The organism is Candidatus Thiodictyon syntrophicum (genome assembly GCF_002813775.1).
Classification (GTDB): Bacteria; Pseudomonadota; Gammaproteobacteria; order Chromatiales; family Chromatiaceae; genus Thiodictyon; species Thiodictyon syntrophicum.
Genome location: NZ_CP020370.1, coordinates 1030070 through 1047315, shown reverse-complemented (window position 1 = coordinate 1047315; position 17246 = coordinate 1030070). Strand labels below are relative to the sequence as shown.

General features: G+C 69.4%; 14 protein-coding genes and 1 pseudogene. 6 read left to right on the top strand and 9 right to left on the bottom strand.

Going from position 1 to position 17246, the window contains the following annotated elements; all coding sequences use genetic code 11:
- Nucleotides 1-132 precede the first annotated feature (132 nt).
- Nucleotides 133-1911 carry a hypothetical protein gene (locus THSYN_RS04615; protein ID WP_100918100.1) on the bottom strand — a complete coding sequence of 593 codons (1779 nt, stop codon included), beginning with the start codon at nt 1909-1911 and terminating at the stop codon, nt 133-135.
- 556 nt (nt 1912-2467) lie between these two features.
- On the opposite strand from THSYN_RS04615, the gene THSYN_RS04610 reads away from it, so the two are divergent.
- Nucleotides 2468-2677, top strand: coding sequence for a hypothetical protein (locus THSYN_RS04610; RefSeq protein WP_100918099.1), 210 nt, complete (start codon nt 2468-2470; stop codon nt 2675-2677).
- Nucleotides 2678-2760: 83 nt separating this feature from the next.
- Here THSYN_RS04610 and THSYN_RS04605 read toward each other — a convergent pair whose 3' ends face one another.
- From THSYN_RS04605 to THSYN_RS04570, 8 genes and pseudogenes are all read right to left on the bottom strand, one after another.
- Nucleotides 2761-3957: a dicarboxylate/amino acid:cation symporter gene (locus tag THSYN_RS04605; RefSeq protein ID WP_100918098.1), complete on the bottom strand. Its 1197-nt coding sequence runs from the start codon at nt 3955-3957 to the stop codon at nt 2761-2763.
- 443 nt (nt 3958-4400) lie between these two features.
- Entirely contained in the window at nt 4401-4631 is a 231-nt protein-coding gene (locus tag THSYN_RS35670; protein ID WP_172965361.1) for a formylglycine-generating enzyme family protein, read from the bottom strand.
- 156 nt (nt 4632-4787) lie between these two features.
- A pseudogene (locus THSYN_RS04595) lies at nt 4788-7307 on the bottom strand (formylglycine-generating enzyme family protein); the annotation flags it as partial.
- Nucleotides 7308-8149: 842 nt separating this feature from the next.
- Complete coding sequence (locus tag THSYN_RS04590) at nt 8150-8851, bottom strand: VWA domain-containing protein (protein WP_216644677.1); 702 nt, start codon at nt 8849-8851, stop codon at nt 8150-8152.
- Between the two features lie 235 nt (nt 8852-9086).
- A complete protein-coding gene (locus THSYN_RS35170; protein WP_216644676.1) occupies nt 9087-9410 on the bottom strand; it encodes a hypothetical protein in 324 nt (107 codons plus the stop codon).
- 40 nt (nt 9411-9450) lie between these two features.
- Complete coding sequence (locus THSYN_RS04580) at nt 9451-9927, bottom strand: hypothetical protein (protein ID WP_100918094.1); 477 nt, start codon at nt 9925-9927, stop codon at nt 9451-9453.
- Nucleotides 9924-11462 carry a CHAT domain-containing protein gene (locus tag THSYN_RS04575; RefSeq protein WP_157817453.1) on the bottom strand — a complete coding sequence of 513 codons (1539 nt, stop codon included), beginning with the start codon at nt 11460-11462 and terminating at the stop codon, nt 9924-9926. The genes THSYN_RS04580 and THSYN_RS04575 overlap by 4 nt, the downstream gene beginning before the upstream one ends.
- Nucleotides 11463-11593: 131 nt before the next feature.
- A complete protein-coding gene (locus tag THSYN_RS04570; protein WP_100918092.1) occupies nt 11594-12220 on the bottom strand; it encodes a 2OG-Fe(II) oxygenase in 627 nt (208 codons plus the stop codon).
- A gap of 158 nt (nt 12221-12378) precedes the next feature.
- Between THSYN_RS04570 and THSYN_RS04565 the strand changes: the two genes are divergently transcribed.
- The 5 genes from THSYN_RS04565 (at nt 12379) to THSYN_RS04545 (ending at nt 17155) form a co-directional block, all read left to right on the top strand.
- Complete coding sequence (locus THSYN_RS04565) at nt 12379-12894, top strand: DUF2452 domain-containing protein (protein WP_335582491.1); 516 nt, start codon at nt 12379-12381, stop codon at nt 12892-12894.
- Between the two features lie 198 nt (nt 12895-13092).
- Entirely contained in the window at nt 13093-15870 is a 2778-nt protein-coding gene (ppdK, locus tag THSYN_RS04560; RefSeq protein ID WP_100918091.1) for a pyruvate, phosphate dikinase, read from the top strand.
- Nucleotides 15871-16157: 287 nt separating this feature from the next.
- Complete coding sequence (locus tag THSYN_RS04555) at nt 16158-16427, top strand: UPF0175 family protein (protein ID WP_100918090.1); 270 nt, start codon at nt 16158-16160, stop codon at nt 16425-16427.
- A complete protein-coding gene (locus tag THSYN_RS04550) occupies nt 16424-16894 on the top strand; it encodes a PIN domain-containing protein (protein ID WP_100918089.1) in 471 nt (156 codons plus the stop codon). The genes THSYN_RS04555 and THSYN_RS04550 overlap by 4 nt, the downstream gene beginning before the upstream one ends.
- Before the next feature lie 30 nt (nt 16895-16924).
- On the top strand, nt 16925-17155 hold the full coding sequence (locus tag THSYN_RS04545) for a hypothetical protein (RefSeq protein ID WP_100918088.1): 231 nt from the start codon (nt 16925-16927) through the stop codon (nt 17153-17155).
- Nucleotides 17156-17246 lie beyond the last annotated feature (91 nt).

Sequence of the window (17246 nt, the reverse complement as noted above, 5' to 3'; positions counted from 1 at the left end):
CGTCGCGGGCACCGCCCGGACGACGAACATGCAGAAAAAGTCAAGTCTCTGATTATTTGCGTTAATTTGCGTTCATTTGCGGCTAAACTGCTTTTTCCTGGTTACAGCGCCCGCCATGCCGTCGGCGGCCGATCAACGCGGCGGGCGCCGGGCCTCGTGGAACCAGGGCCGATATTCCTGCATCCGCGCGCGCTGGTCGGCCGGGGCCTGGCGGCGGCAACTGACGTAGTCGGCCGTGTCGGGGGCGGCACCCCAGCGCCGTTCCACGCAGTCGTTGGGGTTGTAGGCGACCTCCAGGCCCGCCCGGCGGGCGTAGATGTCGCGCAGGCTCAGCCGCTCCAGAGCGCCGTCGCTGCGGGTATAGGTGACGAACTGCTGGTCCAGGCGCCCCGCGTGGAGCCGTTCGATCCCCGCGGCGGCCTCCGCCGGGCGCTCGCCGCGCAGCACATAGAGGTCCGGATAGCGGCGGATGCGCTCCGGCAGTCCGGCCAGCACATTCAGTGCAATCAGCAGGCGCATGTCCCGGGACGGGGTCGCGAAGTCCTCCCAGGGGCCGGTGGTCTCGAAGATCGCCGGGCCGCTGGGCATGGGGATGGTGGTCCCCGGATGGGCGCGCATATAGGCCTCGCCCTTGGCGACCGAGTCCACCCGCGTCTCGAGCTGCTCCATCAGCGCGTCCAGGGTCGCCTGATAGGCGGCCGCGGGCTCCAGGCCCTGCGGGTTGATCAGGCGCTCCATGCGGGCGTAAAAGTCCGCCGGCGTGAGCCGCGCCTGCTCCTGTGACGCGGGGGGCAGGCCGGTACCGCCCCCCAGGGCCGCGTTGGACAGCTCACGCGGCGCGCCGCCCGTCCGCACCAGGGGCCGGAAGGCCTTGAAACCGGGCCCGGCACTCGGCGTCGCGGCGAACAGGAAGGTCCCCTCCCAGAAGCGCTTGCGCGCCACCGAGTTGTCCGGCTGGGCATCGACCGCGAACAGCAGCCCGGGCTGCCCGGGACGCTGCGCGATCCACTTGACCAGCACCAGGACATGACCATAGGGGTCCGCATAGACGGTCCCGGGCCACAGGGCCGCACGGGTCAGGGGGACCGGGTAGAGGTCCGTGGACTCGTCGCTCAGCGCGGTGCGGGCGCTGCCGGAATGGACACTGTCCATGAGGCGCCGGGTCACCCCGCGGAACTCGGCCGCCGCGGCCGGGGACCCGGCCAGGGCGCTGTCGATCGCCGGCCCCTGGCAGCGCGGTGGGCTCGCGCTGCTGCCGCGGCTGCACTGGCGATAGGCGATGGGCAGGCCCAGCTTCCAGGCAAAGTAGGCGCGCAGGTAATAGGGCAGATCGGCACAGTCGGGCTCGGCGTTGAGACGGCCGTCCTCCCCCGCGCCCAGGAAATCGTACAGGAAATTGCGCTCCGGGTTACGCAGCACCGGGCCCAGCGAGTCGAAGCTCATCGACTGCTCGGGCGGCGCGTCGAACAGGCGCTCGACCCAGGCCGAATAGAGGGCCGTGGTCGCCAGGTCCCAGTCCCCGCCCCCGCGCGGCGCCTCCCCGCCCCCCACCTGGACCTCGGCACAGGCGGCGACCCGACCGCCGCGCAGGGCCTCGATCCGGTAGGTCCCGGAACGCGGCCCGGCGACCCTGCCGGTGAGGCCCCAGGGCGGCCCGCCGGTCGCAGCGGTGCGCAGCGTCGCGCGCCCCCCCGCCGGATCGGTGACCTGCACTTGATCCAGGGCGGCGTCGGTCGCGACCGCGATGACCGTGAGCCCCGCCCCGGGCCGGGGCCGCAGCGGCGCGGTCCAGACCCGGACCTGATCGTCCTGGCGACAGCCAGGGGCGGTCAGGGCCGCAGACGGCAGGAGGAACCCGGCGAGCGACAGGGCCAGGGCCAGCAGGGCAGGTAAAGAGTTGGGCGCTAGCATCGAAACCAGGGGTAGGTGGATCGGGGTCCCGCGAGTGTAGCCCGGACGGGCGGCTCTGGCGACCGGGAGCGCCGGCGCCGGCTCGACAAGTCAGGCCTGATCGACCCTGCCGCCACGCAATAGACAACGCGCCAGACCCTGGCAGCAGTCAGGCATTGGGCTGGTGAAGCATGCGGCTACATGGTTGGAGTAAATCAGAAGTCTTTGACTTTATGGATGATAATCTTTCGGAGTGCTGCGTTCGCACCAACTGTCGGCGGCCCGCTGCGTCGCCCTGTTTGCCGACCCCGCGGCAGCGGCCTGCCGACGTACCCGCACGGCAAATTTTTTTCTCGCTATCTCAGTTTGTTATGCATTATGATTAAGCACTTAGAAAGGTCCATTCGTGCAGGCATCAGTCGCCACCTATGATTGATCAAGACGGCTTTGAGACAAGCACGCGGCAACCCGCGGCCGAACCCCTGGCCGTGCGGTCTTTCGGCAGCACCCCAGCGCGCCAAAGTCCCCAAGACCTGAGCGCGGCCCGGCACGACGCCCGACCGGAGAAGGTGACGCAATGACCCCCTACCCTCTCATCGACTTCGCCGTCGGCGATCTCCCGCCGCTCGACTGGGCGAGTCCCGATTCGCCCCGCTACCGGTGGCTGATCAGGCACCGCGACGGGTCGGTTGCATCGCACTCATTCAGTCCACCCGCGAGCCGTGCCGAAGTCGAGTCCTGGTATAGGGGCGCGACGCTCGAGCCCGAACCGGACGAACCGCAGTAGTAGCGGCCCCCGGCCGCGACGGATGTCACCCTCGGGGTGGCCGGAATCGTGATCAAGGCCCACCAGTACGGCGCGTCCAACGCTCATGCGGCGGCGGCCGCCTCGTCGCGCCGCAGTTCCCGATCGACGATCGCGGCCACCACCAGATCGCCCCAGACATTGATGGCGGTGATGGGATAGTCGAAGAACCGGTCGACGACCAGATAGAGGGCCAGATAGGTCTGCGGTAAGCCCAGCAGGTTAAGCATGAAGGCCATCATGGCGATGCCGCCGCCGGGGATGCCGGCGGTGCCGGCGGAGGAGGCCATGGTGAGCAGGACGATATAGACGGCCTGCAGTGGGCTCAAATCCGCCCCCGCCAGTTGGGACATGAAGATCAGCAGGATGGATTGATAGAGCGCGGAACCGTCCATGTTGAGTGTGGCACCCAGGGGCAGGGTGAGGCTGGTGACCCGCTCGCTGATTCCGGTCGCCTCCAGGGCGCGTTTGGAGACCGGATAGGTGGCGCTGCTGGAAGCGGTCGAGAGTGCGGTCAACAGCGGCTCCCGGCAGGCGATGGCGAAGGGCCAGGCCGCACGCCCGGCGCGGACGCGGTAGAGGATCGGCAGGAAGACCAGCGCGTGCAGGAACGCGGCCAGCCCCACGGCCCACACGAAGGTGCGCAGTTGGAAGACCCCCGCCCAGTCCATCCCCGCCAGGCCCGCGTAGACCAGGGCCGCCACCCCCACGGGGGCGAGCTTGAGCACGCCGCCCAGCGTCTGCATCAGCAGCGCGTCCAGGGCATGGGCACCGCCCAGCAGGGTCGCGCGATGGCCGGCGGCGATCCGGCGGGAGGCCAGGGCCGCAAGGACCGCGACGAAAACGATATGGAGCACGTTGCCCGCGGCCAGCGAGGCGAACAGGTTGCTCGGAATGAAGTTGTCGATCAGCCGTTCCAGACTGAAGACCGCGTCGGCGGCGCTCGCCGCCGGGAGGTCGAGCAGGCCGACGGGCAGGCCGCGGGAGAACGCCACACCGATGAGGGTGCCCAGGGTGGCAGCCACGGTGGTGGTCATCAGATAGTAGCCGAGCGCCCGCCCGCCGATTTGCCGCAGTTGCGCACTCCCGGCCAGCGAGGCATAGATGGAGACCAGGATCAGGGGCAGGATCAGCAGCTTCAGCACCGAGACGAAGACCTGACCCAGCCAGGCGACATAGGGCGCCCCCGCGGGGAACAGCAGCGCCAGCGCGATGCCGAGCAGCAGGCCGACGGGGACCGAGTACAACCGACGTAACGTCATGATGAGTCCTCGATCCTGAATCCGGGAATTGCTCTCACAAAGCGACCGCGGCCTTGGGTGTTGCGCCATGGCCGCGCCGCACCGGGGTGCGGCGCTCCCAGTGGGCACAGGGATGATAAAGGCCGGCCGGGTCGGGCGGAAGGGGGAATTTCCGCGCCCCACACCTCAAGTGCGTCGCCGGGCCTCGGCGGGGCCGGGGAAAAGGTCCCGGACGGGGCCCAGGCGCCGGCCGGCCGGAAAGCCCCCCGTGGCAGCGGCTTCAGCCGCGACGAGGCCGCGGCGGCTTGCGCGGTCGCGTCACGGCTGAAGCCGCTCCCACGGCGTCGCCGCGCGACTTTCACGGTAGAGGCTCGACCTCCTGGCCGATCAGGCGCGAACCGGAGGTCGAGGCTTCAGCCGGATGGGATGCGGGGCGCCAAGGGTAAGACGGCAACAGTGCCGAGTTATGCGGTCCTCGAGAGGCGGAAGCCGAGGCTGCCGTTGCGGCTGGACCGCTCGCGCCCGGAGCGGTACGCCGAACGGCAGCGGTCGGCATCGTGGCTCCAGGCGCCGCCCCGGACAACCCGGGCGGAGCCCGACTCGGGGCCACTGGGATTCTCACTGGCCGCCTGCTGCACGCTATTGGCACCTACCGCGCTTCCACTGGCGGCCACTGCGGCGCTACTGGCGCCCATGCCGAACACGCGCGCAATACGCTCTCGCCAGCCCGATGCCTGCTGGCCGCCACTCGCGCTCGCTGGCGGGCTATTGGGGATAACCCCGAGTGTATCGACGAGTTTCTGATAGTAGTCCGCCGCATACCAATCAGCACACCACTCCCAGCAGTTGCCGTGCATATCGTAGAGCCCCCAGGGGTTCGGCCGCTTCTGCGCCACGGCGTGCAGTTTGCCGCCGGCGTTGGCCGAATACCAGGCGTAGGCGTCTAGGGCACGTTCATTGTCGCCGCAACTCCAGCGGGTGTCGGTGCCGGCGCGGCAGGCGTATTCCCACTGCGCCTCGGTCGGCAGTCGGTAGCCCTCCCCGGTCCGCTCGCTGAGCCAGGCGCAGTAGGCCGCGGCATCGTCCCAAGACACCCCCACCACCGGCAGGTCCGGCGCCTCGCGGCCGACGCCGCGATTTGGATAGTATTTTTCGCTCCCCGTGTCCAGATGGTACTAGCTGCCCGGCTCCAGCCACTCCGGCCAGTGGCCGTCCGTCGCCTCGCAGAAGCGGCGGTACTCGGCCCAGGTGACCGGGGTACGGCCGATCGCGAAGGCGTCGAGCCGGACCTGGTGTACCGGCTGCTCGTCCTTGGAACCGCGGGCGTCGCCCATGCGGAAGTCGCCGCCGGGCAGGTAGACCAGGTCCGGGGCGTCCAGGGACCGCTCGCTGCCGTCCCGGCCGACGATGACGAAGCGGTCGCGGAAGGTCTCCCGGGGGGCATAGCGGCGCTTGCCGGTCCGCGGTCCCGGCGCGGCTGGCCCGGACGGCTGCTCCGGGTCCTGGCTGGGGGGTACCGCGCGGCCAAGGGTAATAGGGTAGGAGTGCCAAGGGCCAGTCCTCGAGAGGCGGAAGCCGAGGTAGCCGGAGCGGTCGGACGGCGCGACCATGAGGCGGTATGCCGAACGGCAGTAGCCAGCGTCGTTGTCCCAGGCGCCGCCCCGGCAAACCCGGTTGGAGCCCGACTGGGGGCCATTGGGTTCTATTGCCATTGGCTGTTCGCCGCCACTGGTAACCACTGCAGCGCCATTCGCAGCACTGCGAATGGACTGTGAGTCGCCGTAGGGTCCGCTGTGCGGACCGCCGGCCGCGCCGACATCGCGATCATCGGTCCGCACAGCGGACCCTACGGACGGTCCGTAGCGATCATCGGTCCGCACAGCGGACTCTACGGACTGCTTGTAGTAATCCGCCGCGTACCAGTCCCGGCACCACTCCCAGACATTGCCGTGCAGGTCGTGCAGGTGCCAGGCGTTGGGCCGCTTCTCGCCGACCGGGTGGGTCTGGTCCCCGGCATTCTTGGCGTACCAGCCGTAGTCTTCGAGCCGTGACTCATCATCACCGCACGACCAGCGGGTCTTGGTGCCGGCACGGCAGGCATATTCCCATTCGGCCTCGGAGGCGAGGCGGTAGGTCTCGCCGGTCTCCTTGCTCAGCCACCCGCAGTAGGCTTTGGCGTCCTCCCAGTCGACGTTGATGACGGGCCGCTCGCCGCGGCCCCAGCCTCGATCCTCAGGCTGGGTGCGCCCGGTCGCCGCGCAGAAGCGGTCGAACTCGGCGAAGGTGACCGGATACTGCCCGATGGAGAAGGCGCCGAGACGCACCGGGTGGGCGGGCTTCTCGTCATCCCATTGGCTGTCGTCCTGGCCCATGGTGAAGGTGCCGCCCGGGAGCCAGACCATCGCGGGGCCTGCGGGCCCGTCGCGCAGTGGATCGCGTAGATTGGGGATGGGTGCGGGCGCGGGCTCGGGCGCGCCAAGGGTAAAAGGGTAAGAGTGAAGAGGGCCAGTCCTCGAGAGGCGGAAGCCGAGGAGGCCGTAGCGGACGGACGGCGCATCCAAGTCGCGGAACGCCGAACGGCAGTGGTCGGCGTCGTTGAGCCAGGCGCCGCCCCGGCAAACCCGGTCGGAGCCCGACTCCGGTCCACTCGGGTCTTCGGCCAGTGGCTGCTCGCCGTTGCTCGCGGCTACTGCAGAGCTACTCGCAGAACCGCCAGTGGACGCTGAGTCGCCGTGGGGTCCGCTGTGCGGACCGGACGCCGCGTCGGCTTCGGGGGCGCCGGTCCGCACAGCGGACCCTACGGGGGCCTTCCCGAACCGGGCGTAGTAGTCCGCCGCGTACCAGTCCTGACACCACTCCCAGACGTTGCCGTGCAGGTCATGCAGGCCCCAGGCGTTGGGGAGCTTCTCGCCGACCGGATGGGTGGACCCGCCCGCGTTATCGGCGTACCAGGCATAGGCGCCGAGCCCCGCCGCATCGTCGCCGAAGCAATAGAGCGCATCGCTACCGACGCGGCAGGCGTGCTCCCACTGCGCCTCGGTCAGCAGGCCGTAGGTCTGGCCGGTCTCAGAACTCAGCCAGTCGCAGTAGGCACGGGCGTCGTTCCAACTGAGGCAGACCACCGGGTGTCGGTCGTCCTGCTCCAGGTACGGATTCTGCCAACTGGCGTCGCGCTTCTGCCCGTAGTCTTTGCCCTGGTTCCAGACCCAGGCGCCGTCGCCGGTCTCTGCCTCGGTCCGGTACCCGGTCGCCGTGACGAAGCGCCGGAACTCCCCGACCGTGACCGGGAACTTACCGATGGCGTAATCGCCGAGCCTGACCGCGTGGGCCGGGCGCTCGCGGTCCTCGCCGACACCCTCCGGGCTGCCCATCCGGAAACTGCCGGCGGGGAGCCAGACCATCGCGGGGCCATCGCCCGACGCGTCCTTGAACGGGTCGCGGAAGGGCCTGGGTGACTCGGGCAGGCCCGATGCGCCGTCGGTCGGTCCAGCCCGACCGGACAGGTCCGGAACCGCCACCCCTTCGACCCGGCGGGTCGCGCCGCTCAGATCCCCGGCGGCCAGACGCTCCCCGAGCGCCTGAAGCTCCTTGGGGGAGCGCAACAGCCGCGCCACCTCACCGGCGTAGTCGAGCAGTTCCCGATGGTCGGCCAGATTGGGCGCCAGTTCGTCGGTAAGGCGCACCAGGCGCGCCAGTTCGGCGGCGCAGATGCCCGGGGGTCCGGCGACGGGGGCGGCGCGGGTCAGCCCCGCGGCCAAGGCCTCGGCGATCTGGCGGGCCGCCTCGCCGCGGTGCTCCTCCAGATAGGCCATGGCGGACCATTGCTCGGCCTGGAGTTCAGCGGGACCGAGCCCGGCCCCGGCGCGCCCCAGGTGCCGGACATAGCGCAACAGCAGGCGTGCCGCCTCACGCATGGGCTCCGGACCCAGCACCGCGCCCATCTGCGCGACCAGCAGGGCGCGCAGGTCCTGGTCGAGCGCGTATTGTTCGTAGCCGACCGGGCGGCACAGGTCCGACAGGAGCAGGTCCGCCTCCGCGATCCAGCGCACGCCGTCGCGCCCGCGCAGGAACTGCGCCCGCAGGTAGCCGAGCAGTTCGGGGGTCAGGATCAACGGCAGCGCGGCATACCAGGCGAGGCGCCGGTAGGGCTCACCGAAGCGCCCGACGAAGCGCTCGAGGCGCTCGCGGGCGATCTGCGCGCGGGCGGTGTCGGTCACGGGCCGCCCCCGACCGGCTGGCCGCGCAGGACCTCGACGGCGTGGCCGAAGCCGTCCTCGTCCATTGCGAACATGGGCACCAAGAGCGCTATGAGCGCCGCGCCGGTGCCGGGCCAGCGGTCCCACGGGACCGGGTTGAGCCAGGCGACGCACCCGGTCCGGCGCCTGATCCCGACCAGGACGCGCGCGCTCGCCTGGAGGCGGCGCGGATCGGCGCCGCCGCGGGCGGCACCGGCGTCGCTGACCAGCAGGACGCCGGTCTCGGCGGTACAGTCGGCCAGCAGCCGCTCCAGGGCCAGCGGGCGGGTGCGGTGCGGGTCCAGATAGACCCGCGTCGCCGGGACGTTCTGGAAATAGCCCAGATCCACCCGCAGCCCGCTCTGCACGGCGGTCTGCACCAGGTCGCGGGTCAGGCGGTGGAAGGGGACCATGGAGCCGCCCTGGTCGACCAACAAAATCAGATGACCGTGGTCGGTGGCGCGGCGCCGCAGGACCGGCCGAACAAAGAATCCCTGGCGGGCGGCGCGCTCCACCGTGGCCGGCAGGTCGACCCGATCACAGGGTCCGTCCTTGATCGGTCGGCGCAGGTAGCGCCAGGTATAGGCCATGGTCCGGCGGGTGACGGGGTGGTCGCTCGCCAGGTCCGGATCGGTGCCGCCGGGTGGCGGGGCCGCGGGGGCGCGCACCGGCAGGGGCATGAGGCGTAGCGCTGCCAGTCGGCGCGCAGCTTGAAGAGCAGTTCGGGGAAGGGGATCAGGGCCGCGGGGTCGCGCAGGGCGGCGAGCAGGGGCGCCGGATCGCCCGCGGCGGCGAGGCGCCGCGCCCAGTCCCGGCCCAGGGCGCGGAGCCAGTCCAGCAGTTCGCTGGTCCCGGGTTTCTTGAACAGGTCATCCTTCTCGCGCAGGGCCAGGAAACGCCCGACCGCGGCCTCGATCAGGTCGGCGTGCGGGGCCGCGGCCGGTGCCGGCCGCGCCGCCTCATGGGCGGCGATGATCGCCTTGAGCCGCTCGGGGTCGGCCGGGAACTGGATGTGGGGTGGAAGGGCAGCCCGAGCACATCGGCGACATGGCGCGCGAGCTGGCTCTTGCCGCTGCCGGCCTCGCCCTCCAGCAACAGGGGGCGGTTCAGGAAAATGGCCAGGTTGACGGCCTCGATCAGCTCGGCGGTGGCGATATAGGGCACCGGCCCCTTGGGCGCGTCGGGGTGGCGGCCGCCGGGGGGGCGGCGCTCGGCGGGGAGGTCGAAGGGGATGGTCATGGTGGGGTCCTCGATCGGTAGCGGTGCACTTGGGCGGCGGTCAGAGCGCGGCGCGAAACTCGATCGGATAGTGCACGAACCGGCCAACCCCGGTCCGCTCCCGCAGGGACTCCCGGACCCGTGCCGCGCAGAGACGGCCATTCATCTCGGAGCACCGCCGCAGCAGCAGCAGACCGGCCCGAACCCGGCCGACCTCGGCAGCGAGCAGGGTTTCGAGCGCGGCATGGACGCGCTTGAAATCGACCAGGTGGACCTTGTCGCGCAAGTAGTCGTGCAGGCCCCGCGGATCAGGGCCGGAGTCGAGGCAGGCGGCAGAGCGCGAGCGTGGGAGGCGGTCGAGGCGCGCCTGAAACAGCTCCATCCGGCGCGCGATCTCCTCCGCCCGCTGCTCCGCCTGAACGGCGGCCACCGCGTCGGGGGTACTGACACTCTGGATCAGGGCCGCCTGATACTGAGGCACCAACTGCGCCAAGGCATCCTGCAAGGCCGCGCGTTGCGCGTCGTAACAGTCGCTCATGCGGCGCGCCCCGCGAGCCGGTCGATCTTCTGCCGCAGTTGCGCCATCGTGCGCTCGATCTCCTCCGCCCGCTGCCCGGCCTGAACGGCGGCCACCGCGTCGGATGTAGTGACACTCTGCGACAAGGCCGCCTGGTACTGGGGCACCAACTGGGCCAAGGCCCGCGCCAGCGCCTCCCGCCGAGGATCAGGCGCTGCAACCACGGGATGCGTGTCGTGCCCCGGTACCCTGTCCGCCCGCGCGGGGAGGTCCAGCAGGCGCCCGCCATCGCCCTGACTGGCGCGCAGATAGAGCACTGGCCGATACCACTCGTCCGGGAACCGCTCCGCCATCAGGAGCCGCACCTGGTGCAGGCACTCGACCAGGCTCAACCCCTCCCCCAGGGCACGATAGAGGCAGCGCGCGAACTCCTCGGCGGCGCCGCTCTCCAGCGGATAGGGCGTGGCGATGACCGCCGGGACCAGGTCCATCAGGCGCTGGGCGATGCCGTTGAAGACATCGGTACCGCCCCGGGCGGTCGCGGACTGGCAGGCGCTGAGCACGACGAGGCGCAGGTCGCGCGCCAGACCCAGCGCCTCGCAGACCCCGTCGATGCCGACCCAGTCGGCCGCACCGGTGCGCGGGTCGGTGAAGGCGAGCAGGCCCGCGGGCGGGCCGTGGCGCTCGAATCCGCAGTCCGGATCGCCGCAGGGCCGGTCGTCCGGGGCCACCGAGATCCGGCCGCACCGGCCGCAGCGCCAGCCGAAATCGCCGTGTCCGGCGAAGTGGACGATGGTCGGGCGCGCGGGGTCGGCGCGCAGGGCCTCCTGAAAGGCGGTGAGACTCGCCGGGGCCAGGGTCTGGACCTGGATTCGGGACGCCCCGGGGGTTCCTTGCAGGCCCTCGTCGATCCGCTCCCGGTCCTTGAGATGGAGCCGGGGCAGCGCGGCGTCCGCCGGATCACTGTGCAGGACCAGCAGGCGCAGACCGGACGCGGGCGGCGGCAGACCGGGGGCGTTGCCGTATAGGATGTAACGGCCGACCTGGATGTCGCCCTGCGCGAGGCGGTGACGGTGCAGCAGTTCCCAGGGCAGGCGCCACAGCGGCAGGTCGGCGGGCCAGCCCTCCAAACGCAGATAGAGCAAGGGGCGCTGACCGCCAGTACGCTCGCGCTGCACGGCGAAGTGCTGGTTGAGCTGCTGCGCGAGCGGGTCGAGCAGCAGCCCCGCCAACCAGGTCCGCACCTGGTCACGCAGCCGGTCGCGGCGGATGGACTGGCCGCTGAGGGGGGCGCCCGCGTGTTCGACAGTTGGCCTGAGCAACAGGCCCCAGGCGTGCAGGCGCTCCAGGTCAGGCACCGCGAAGGCGCGCTTTAGCCCCGAATCGTCATTGAGATCGAGCGCGCGCTCAATGATGGAAAGGTCGGCGGCGCTGAACGGCAGCGCGATCGGCCCCAGCCGCTCCTGGCCGCAGAGCGCGGAGTTGACCCGCAGCGTCAGGGTCCAGTCCCGCGGGTCCAGCTCCAGGGCGATGCGCAGCGTGGTCGCGTCGTTCATGGGTCTCCAGCGCCGGTACATCGACAACGAGGGGGCGATAATAGCCCAGTAGCCAAGGGCACACCAACCGGGCGCGGCGGTACGCTCCGGGGTGCGACGGGCGCGTCGGGGCCGCCCCCGGTACTCGGGGCTCACCCCCGCCGCTTGAACCACCCGGTCAGGCTCAGCCGCTCCCGCGTAGCGGCCATCACCTCGTGCTCAAAGCGGACGCTCAGGAAGGTGACCAGGGTGCCGCCGCGCGGGGCTATGGTCTCGTAGTGGTCCGGGCGGTCCGGGTCGGTGTAGAGGCGCAGGGTGCCGCCGTCGGCCGGCTGCCAGTCGGGGTTGAGATAGAGGATGGCGGTCAGGGTGCGCAGCTCGACCCCGCGGAACTGGTCCACGTGGCGGCGGTAGCAGGCGCCCGGGGGGTAGCTGGCCAGGTGCCCCTCGAAGCTGAAGAGGCCCAGGGTGAGGTCGCGGTTGAGGGCCTGGCGCAGGTCTTCGAGCCGGGCCAGGTAGGCGCCGATGGCCCCGTCGCGGGCGGCGGGGTCGAGCCAGCAGACGCGATCGGAGCGGACCGCGGCGCGGACCAGCAGGTCCCGGCCGCGGCCGACACCGGCGGGGGCGAAGGCACCCTGGGCCTCCAGCGAGGCAGCAGCGGCGCGGATGGACTGGACTTCGGGACCGGACAGGAAGTCGGGGGTGAGGCACCAGCCGGGGTCGGCCAGGGCGTCGGCGATCTGGGTGAAACGAGCGGCATCCGTGGTGGGCGGGGTCAAGTGGAGAGGCTCCGGACCTGGTGATGAGTGGCAATTGCCCCATCTTACCGCCAAGGCGTGCTTTTCTCGGCGCGTCGTGCGGACGCGTGAAGCGGCACCGGCGCATCTGCTACCATGGCCGCCGCCCGGACGCCCCAGACCCCCGAGGCCCCCGCTGCATGTCGATGATTGAAGAAGAGAAATCAGACCGGGCCCCGCGCCTGCACCAGGGGCCGGACCACAGCGCGCCCTATCCGGTGAGTCGGCTGGCGCCGGCCTTTCACAACCCGGACCTGGCGGCGGAGCTGGCACGCGCCGAGCAGTTGCTCAGCGCCCGCACGGGGGCGAAATTGCGCGTGCTCGCGGACCAGATCAAGTCGCTGCAACAGGCGGCGCTGCGGGTCCTGGAGGAGGCCCGGGAGGAGCAGGCATTGAGTCAGGCGCAGTGCGCCTTCAAACGGATCCCGGGCCGGACCTATCACCTGTACCGCAAGGCGGACGGGCGGGCCTTCTTCTCGATGCTGTCGCCCGCGGACTGGGGCGGGCGCCCGCCCCACGGGTTCGTCGGCTCCTACCGGCTCGAGTCGGACTGGTCCTGGACGCCCGCCGAGGGCGCCGCGGGACCGGATGACACCGCGGACCTGGTGAACCAACTGCTGCGCGGCGGGGGCCTGACGGCGGGCGGGTCCTCCTGAGGGATGGGCCGCGCGGACGCGCGGCCGACCGGCTGAAGCCTCGACCTCCTGTCTCCCTGGCGGGCGGAACGTTGCCCACGAGGGTATTTTCATCAATCCGGCAATTTTCAGCATTCTCTGCGACAATAGCGCCCGACAATCCGCTCGGGTTACCACCCGGATCATCACAACACTAGAACTGAGGGGTTCACAAGAGCCATGGCAACCGACAGCAAGAAACGCGTTTTCGCCTTCGAAGAGGGTGACGGCAAGAACAAGCACCTCCTGGGCGGCAAGGGTGCCAACCTGTGCGAGATGACCCAGATCGGCCTCAATGTCCCGCCCGGCTTCGTGCTCTCCACCGAGGCCTGCCTGGACTTCCTGGCCTCCCCGACCAAGGACCTGCCCCCGGGCCTGTGGGAAGAGGTCCAGGCGCAGATGACCGCCCTGGAGAAGAAGACCAAGAAGGGTTTCGGCGCGGCGGACGAGCCGCTGCTGGTCTCGGTGCGTTCCGGCTCGGCCATGTCCATGCCGGGCATGATGGACACCATCCTGAACCTGGGCCTCAACGCCACGACGCTGAAGGGCGTGATCAAGGCCACCGGTGACGAGCGCTTCGGCTACGACGCCTACCGCCGCTTCATCCAGTTGTTCGGCAAGATCGCGCTGAACGTGGACGACGCCTACTTCGACAAGCAGTTCGAGCTGGTCAAGAAGGCCGCCGGCGTGAAGGAAGACGTGGCCCTGTCCGCCTCCGATCTGAAGGACGCCGCCGAGCGCTTCCTGCGCGTGGTGCAGGAGCAGACCGGCCGGCCCTTCCCGGAGGACCCGTACGAGCAACTCCTGATTGCCATCAAGGCCGTGTTCGGTTCCTGGGGCGGCAAGCGTGCGGTCGACTACCGCCGCCAGTTCAACATCACCCCGGCGATGGCCAACGGCACCGCCGTCAACATCTGCACCATGGTGTTCGGCAACCGGGGTGACGACTCCGGCACCGGCGTGGGCTTCACCCGCGACCCCGGCACCGGCGAGAACGTCCTGTACGGCGAGTACCTGGTCAACGCCCAGGGCGAGGACGTGGTCGCGGGCATCCGCACCCCCAAGCCGCTGACCTCGCTCAAGGCCGACATGCCGGAGATGGCCAAGCAGCTCGACGCCCTGCGCGACCGCCTGGAAAGCCACTACAAGGAAGTGCAGGACTTCGAATTCACGATCGAGCGCAACATCCTGTACTGCCTGCAGACCCGCAACGGCAAGATGAACGCCGTGGCCCAGGTCCGCACCTCGGTCGAGATGGAGAAGCAAGGCATCATCACCAAGGCCCAGGCCCTGCTGCGCGTGGCGCCGGAGAGCCTGGAGCAGATGCTCTTCCCGCGTCTGGACCCCAAGGCCAAGGTGACCGCGGTCGCCTCCGGTCTGCCGGCCTCCCCCGGTGCCGCCTCCGGCATCGCGGTATTCGACGCCGACCGTGCCGAGATGCTCGGCAAGGAGCAAGGCTTCAAGGTCATCCTGGTCCGTGAAGAGACCAAGCCGGAAGACATCCACGGCTTCTTCGCCTCCGAGGGCATCCTGACCTCGCGCGGCGGCAAGACCTCGCATGCGGCGGTCGTCGCCCGCGGCATGGGCAAGTGCTGCGTGGCCGGTGCCGAGGGCATCCATGTCGATGTCGACAAGCGCATCGCCATCGTCGGCGACACCAGCTTCAAGGAAGGCGACATGATCACCCTGGACGGGACCTCCGGTAAGGTCTACCTGGGCGAGATCCCGACCGTGGAGCCGGAGTTCACCGACGAGCTGGTCACCCTCCTGACCTGGGCCGACGAAGTCGCCCGGATCAAGGTCATGGCCAACTCCGACACCCCGGTCGATGCGCGTCGGGCACTGAAGTACGGCGCCGTCGGCATCGGTCTCGCCCGCACCGAGCGCATGTTCAATGACCCGGCGCGCCTGCCGATCGTCATCGACATGATCGTCGCCGACACCCAGGAAGAGCGCCAGGAAGCGCTCGACCGTCTGCTGCCCCTGCAGCAGAAGGACTTCAAGGCCCTGTTCGAGGTCATGTCGCCCTTCCCGGTCGTCATTCGGCTCCTCGACCCGCCGATCCACGAGTTCCTGCCGAACGAAAACACGCTGGTGCGCGAGATCGCCGAACTGCAGCAGTTGGCCAAGAACGCCCACGGCCTGACCGCACTGGGTGCGGCCATGACCCTGATGCAGGCCTCGGACAAGGTCCGCGCCGACGTCGACGGCCTGCGCCGCCAGCTCGACCCGATGCTGGTGGAAGAGGTCATCGTCAAGAAGGAGCGGATGCTGCGCAAGGTCCGGTCGCTGTTCGAGACCAACCCCATGCTCGGCCATCGCGGCGTGCGTCTGGGCATCAGCTTCCCCGAGATCTACCAGATGCAGATCCGGGCGATCCTGGAAGCCGCCGCCGAGTGCCAGAACGAAGGCATCGAGGTCCACCCCAAGATCAAGGTGCCCCAGGTCTGTACGGCCGAAGAGCTCAAGATCGTCAAGAAGTGGGTCGATGCCATCCATGACGAGATCAAGGCCCGCACCGGCAAGCCGGTCAAGTTCCAGTTCGGCACCATGATCGAAGTCGTCCGGGCCTGTATGCGCGCCGAGACCCTGGCCGAGCAGTCGGAGTTCTTCTCCTTCGGCACCAACGACCTGACCCAGGCCGCCTTCTCCTTCTCCCGCGAAGACGCCGAGAACAAGTTCCTGCCGCTCTACACCCAGTCGGAGGTCCTGCAGGACAACCCCTTCGAGGTCCTGGACGAGAAGGGCGTGGGCAAGCTGATGGAACTGGCGGTCAAGTGGGGCCGTTCGGTCAAGCCGGATCTGCTGGTCGGCATCTGCGGCGAGCACGGCGGCCACCCGGCGGCCATCGCCTTCTGCGACAAGATCGGGCTCGACTATGTGTCCTGCTCGGGGCCGCGCGTGCCGGTGGCGAGATTGGCCGCCGCCCATGCGGCGCTGCTGGCGGCGAAGGCTTGATGAGGGACGGGGCCTGGGCCTAGTGCCCGGGGCCTGAAGACCCGGGAGGGGTCGTGACACCGCCCGCGTATCCGCAAGGATGCGCGGGCGGTGGTGTTTTGGGGTCCGGCGCGGGCTTGATCGCCGCCTCCGCCCAAGACGCTCGGGTATACTATCCGCGAGACTCATGTCCCCGGGCCTTGCTCTCCCGACACTACTCCAGCCGTGCCACGCATGTTTGCGGCGCTGCGCGTCTCGTCTATCAGCGGCCGGAACGACAATCTCGGCCCTTTGTTCGGAGCCGATTCATGCTTGCGATTACCGTCGAAATCCCAGATGACCTTGCGGCCAATTTCGACACCCCCGAGGCCATCCGGCGAACGCTGTTCGAGGATTTCGTCATCGAGCAGCGCCAACGCGGCGCAATCAGCCTGGGCAAGGCGGCGGAGTTGTTGGGTCTGAGCTACCCCGAACTCTTGGACCTGCTCGGCGGCAAAGGGCTCAGCCCAATCAACGCAAGCCCTCAAGACCTGGACGAGAGCTATCGTCGATTTGTTGAGCTGATGGACAAGGCATGATCGTCGTGTCCAACGCCAGCCCATTGCTGGCGCTCGCGCAGGCAGACTCCCTCCACGTATTAAAGGCGCTGTTCGGCCGGGTGCTGATACCCGCTGCGGTTTTCCGGGAGACCGTTGATCAATGTCCCGTTCCGGCCCAGCAACGCCGCATTCAATCCGCTTGCGATGACTTCATCGCCGTTGCGACGCCCACGATCACTCACAGTTTCTCGCGTAACCTCGGCCAAGGGGAACAAGGGGTTCTCGCATTGGCCTTGGAGCGGCGCGCCGATCTGCTGCTGATGGACGACAAGAAGGCGAGGAATGAGGCCGCTGCCCTGGGGCTCCAGTGCGCGTTCACTACTGACGTGCTCCGCCTCGCGGAGCAGCGCGGGATCATTGCGTCGGTTGCCGAGATCGTCGCGGGGCTGCGCGAGGCTCGAATCTATCTGCCTTTCGGCGCGGGACAGCATAGGGGTTCCCATTGATGAGATTGAGGGGTCTATTTCGTCCCTGCGATGCCCACTGCCGACCCGCCCGGTTTCGGGTCTGCCGCTCTGGCGCCCCCGATCCAACATTGTGCTCGCGGGGGTGTCGGGTTACGCTTTGCTAACCCGACCTACGCACTGGATCGCCTGATCGATGAGGTGGGCGAGGACAAGTCACATCCCCTGGCGTCTCTGATGGAGATCGAGGGGTTCCTGATCGAGGGGTATGAGGACTGGCATGTCCCTGAACTGGCAGAATAGCCCGCGACGGTCGAACGTGCCGCGGTTCCGCCATTGCCGCCGCGCTGCCCGCCCCGTCGCGGAACACCCTGCGGGCACCCGCTGGCGACGG

Coding starts and splice junctions, on each gene's coding strand:
- THSYN_RS04615 (WP_100918100.1), bottom strand. CDS start 1,911: ATGCTAGCGCCCAACTCTTTACCTGCCCTGCTGGCCCTGGCCCTGTCG.
- THSYN_RS04610 (WP_100918099.1), top strand. CDS start 2,468: ATGACCCCCTACCCTCTCATCGACTTCGCCGTCGGCGATCTCCCGCCG.
- THSYN_RS04605 (WP_100918098.1), bottom strand. CDS start 3,957: ATGACGTTACGTCGGTTGTACTCGGTCCCCGTCGGCCTGCTGCTCGGC.
- THSYN_RS35670 (WP_172965361.1), bottom strand. CDS start 4,631: ATGGGCGCCAGTAGCGCCGCAGTGGCCGCCAGTGGAAGCGCGGTAGGT.
- THSYN_RS04590 (WP_216644677.1), bottom strand. CDS start 8,851: ATGCCCCTGCCGGTGCGCGCCCCCGCGGCCCCGCCACCCGGCGGCACC.
- THSYN_RS35170 (WP_216644676.1), bottom strand. CDS start 9,410: ATGACCATCCCCTTCGACCTCCCCGCCGAGCGCCGCCCCCCCGGCGGC.
- THSYN_RS04580 (WP_100918094.1), bottom strand. CDS start 9,927: ATGAGCGACTGTTACGACGCGCAACGCGCGGCCTTGCAGGATGCCTTG.
- THSYN_RS04575 (WP_157817453.1), bottom strand. CDS start 11,462: ATGAACGACGCGACCACGCTGCGCATCGCCCTGGAGCTGGACCCGCGG.
- THSYN_RS04565 (WP_335582491.1), top strand. CDS start 12,379: ATGTCGATGATTGAAGAAGAGAAATCAGACCGGGCCCCGCGCCTGCAC.
- ppdK (WP_100918091.1), top strand. CDS start 13,093: ATGGCAACCGACAGCAAGAAACGCGTTTTCGCCTTCGAAGAGGGTGAC.
- THSYN_RS04555 (WP_100918090.1), top strand. CDS start 16,158: ATGCTTGCGATTACCGTCGAAATCCCAGATGACCTTGCGGCCAATTTC.
- THSYN_RS04550 (WP_100918089.1), top strand. CDS start 16,424: ATGATCGTCGTGTCCAACGCCAGCCCATTGCTGGCGCTCGCGCAGGCA.
- THSYN_RS04545 (WP_100918088.1), top strand. CDS start 16,925: ATGCCCACTGCCGACCCGCCCGGTTTCGGGTCTGCCGCTCTGGCGCCC.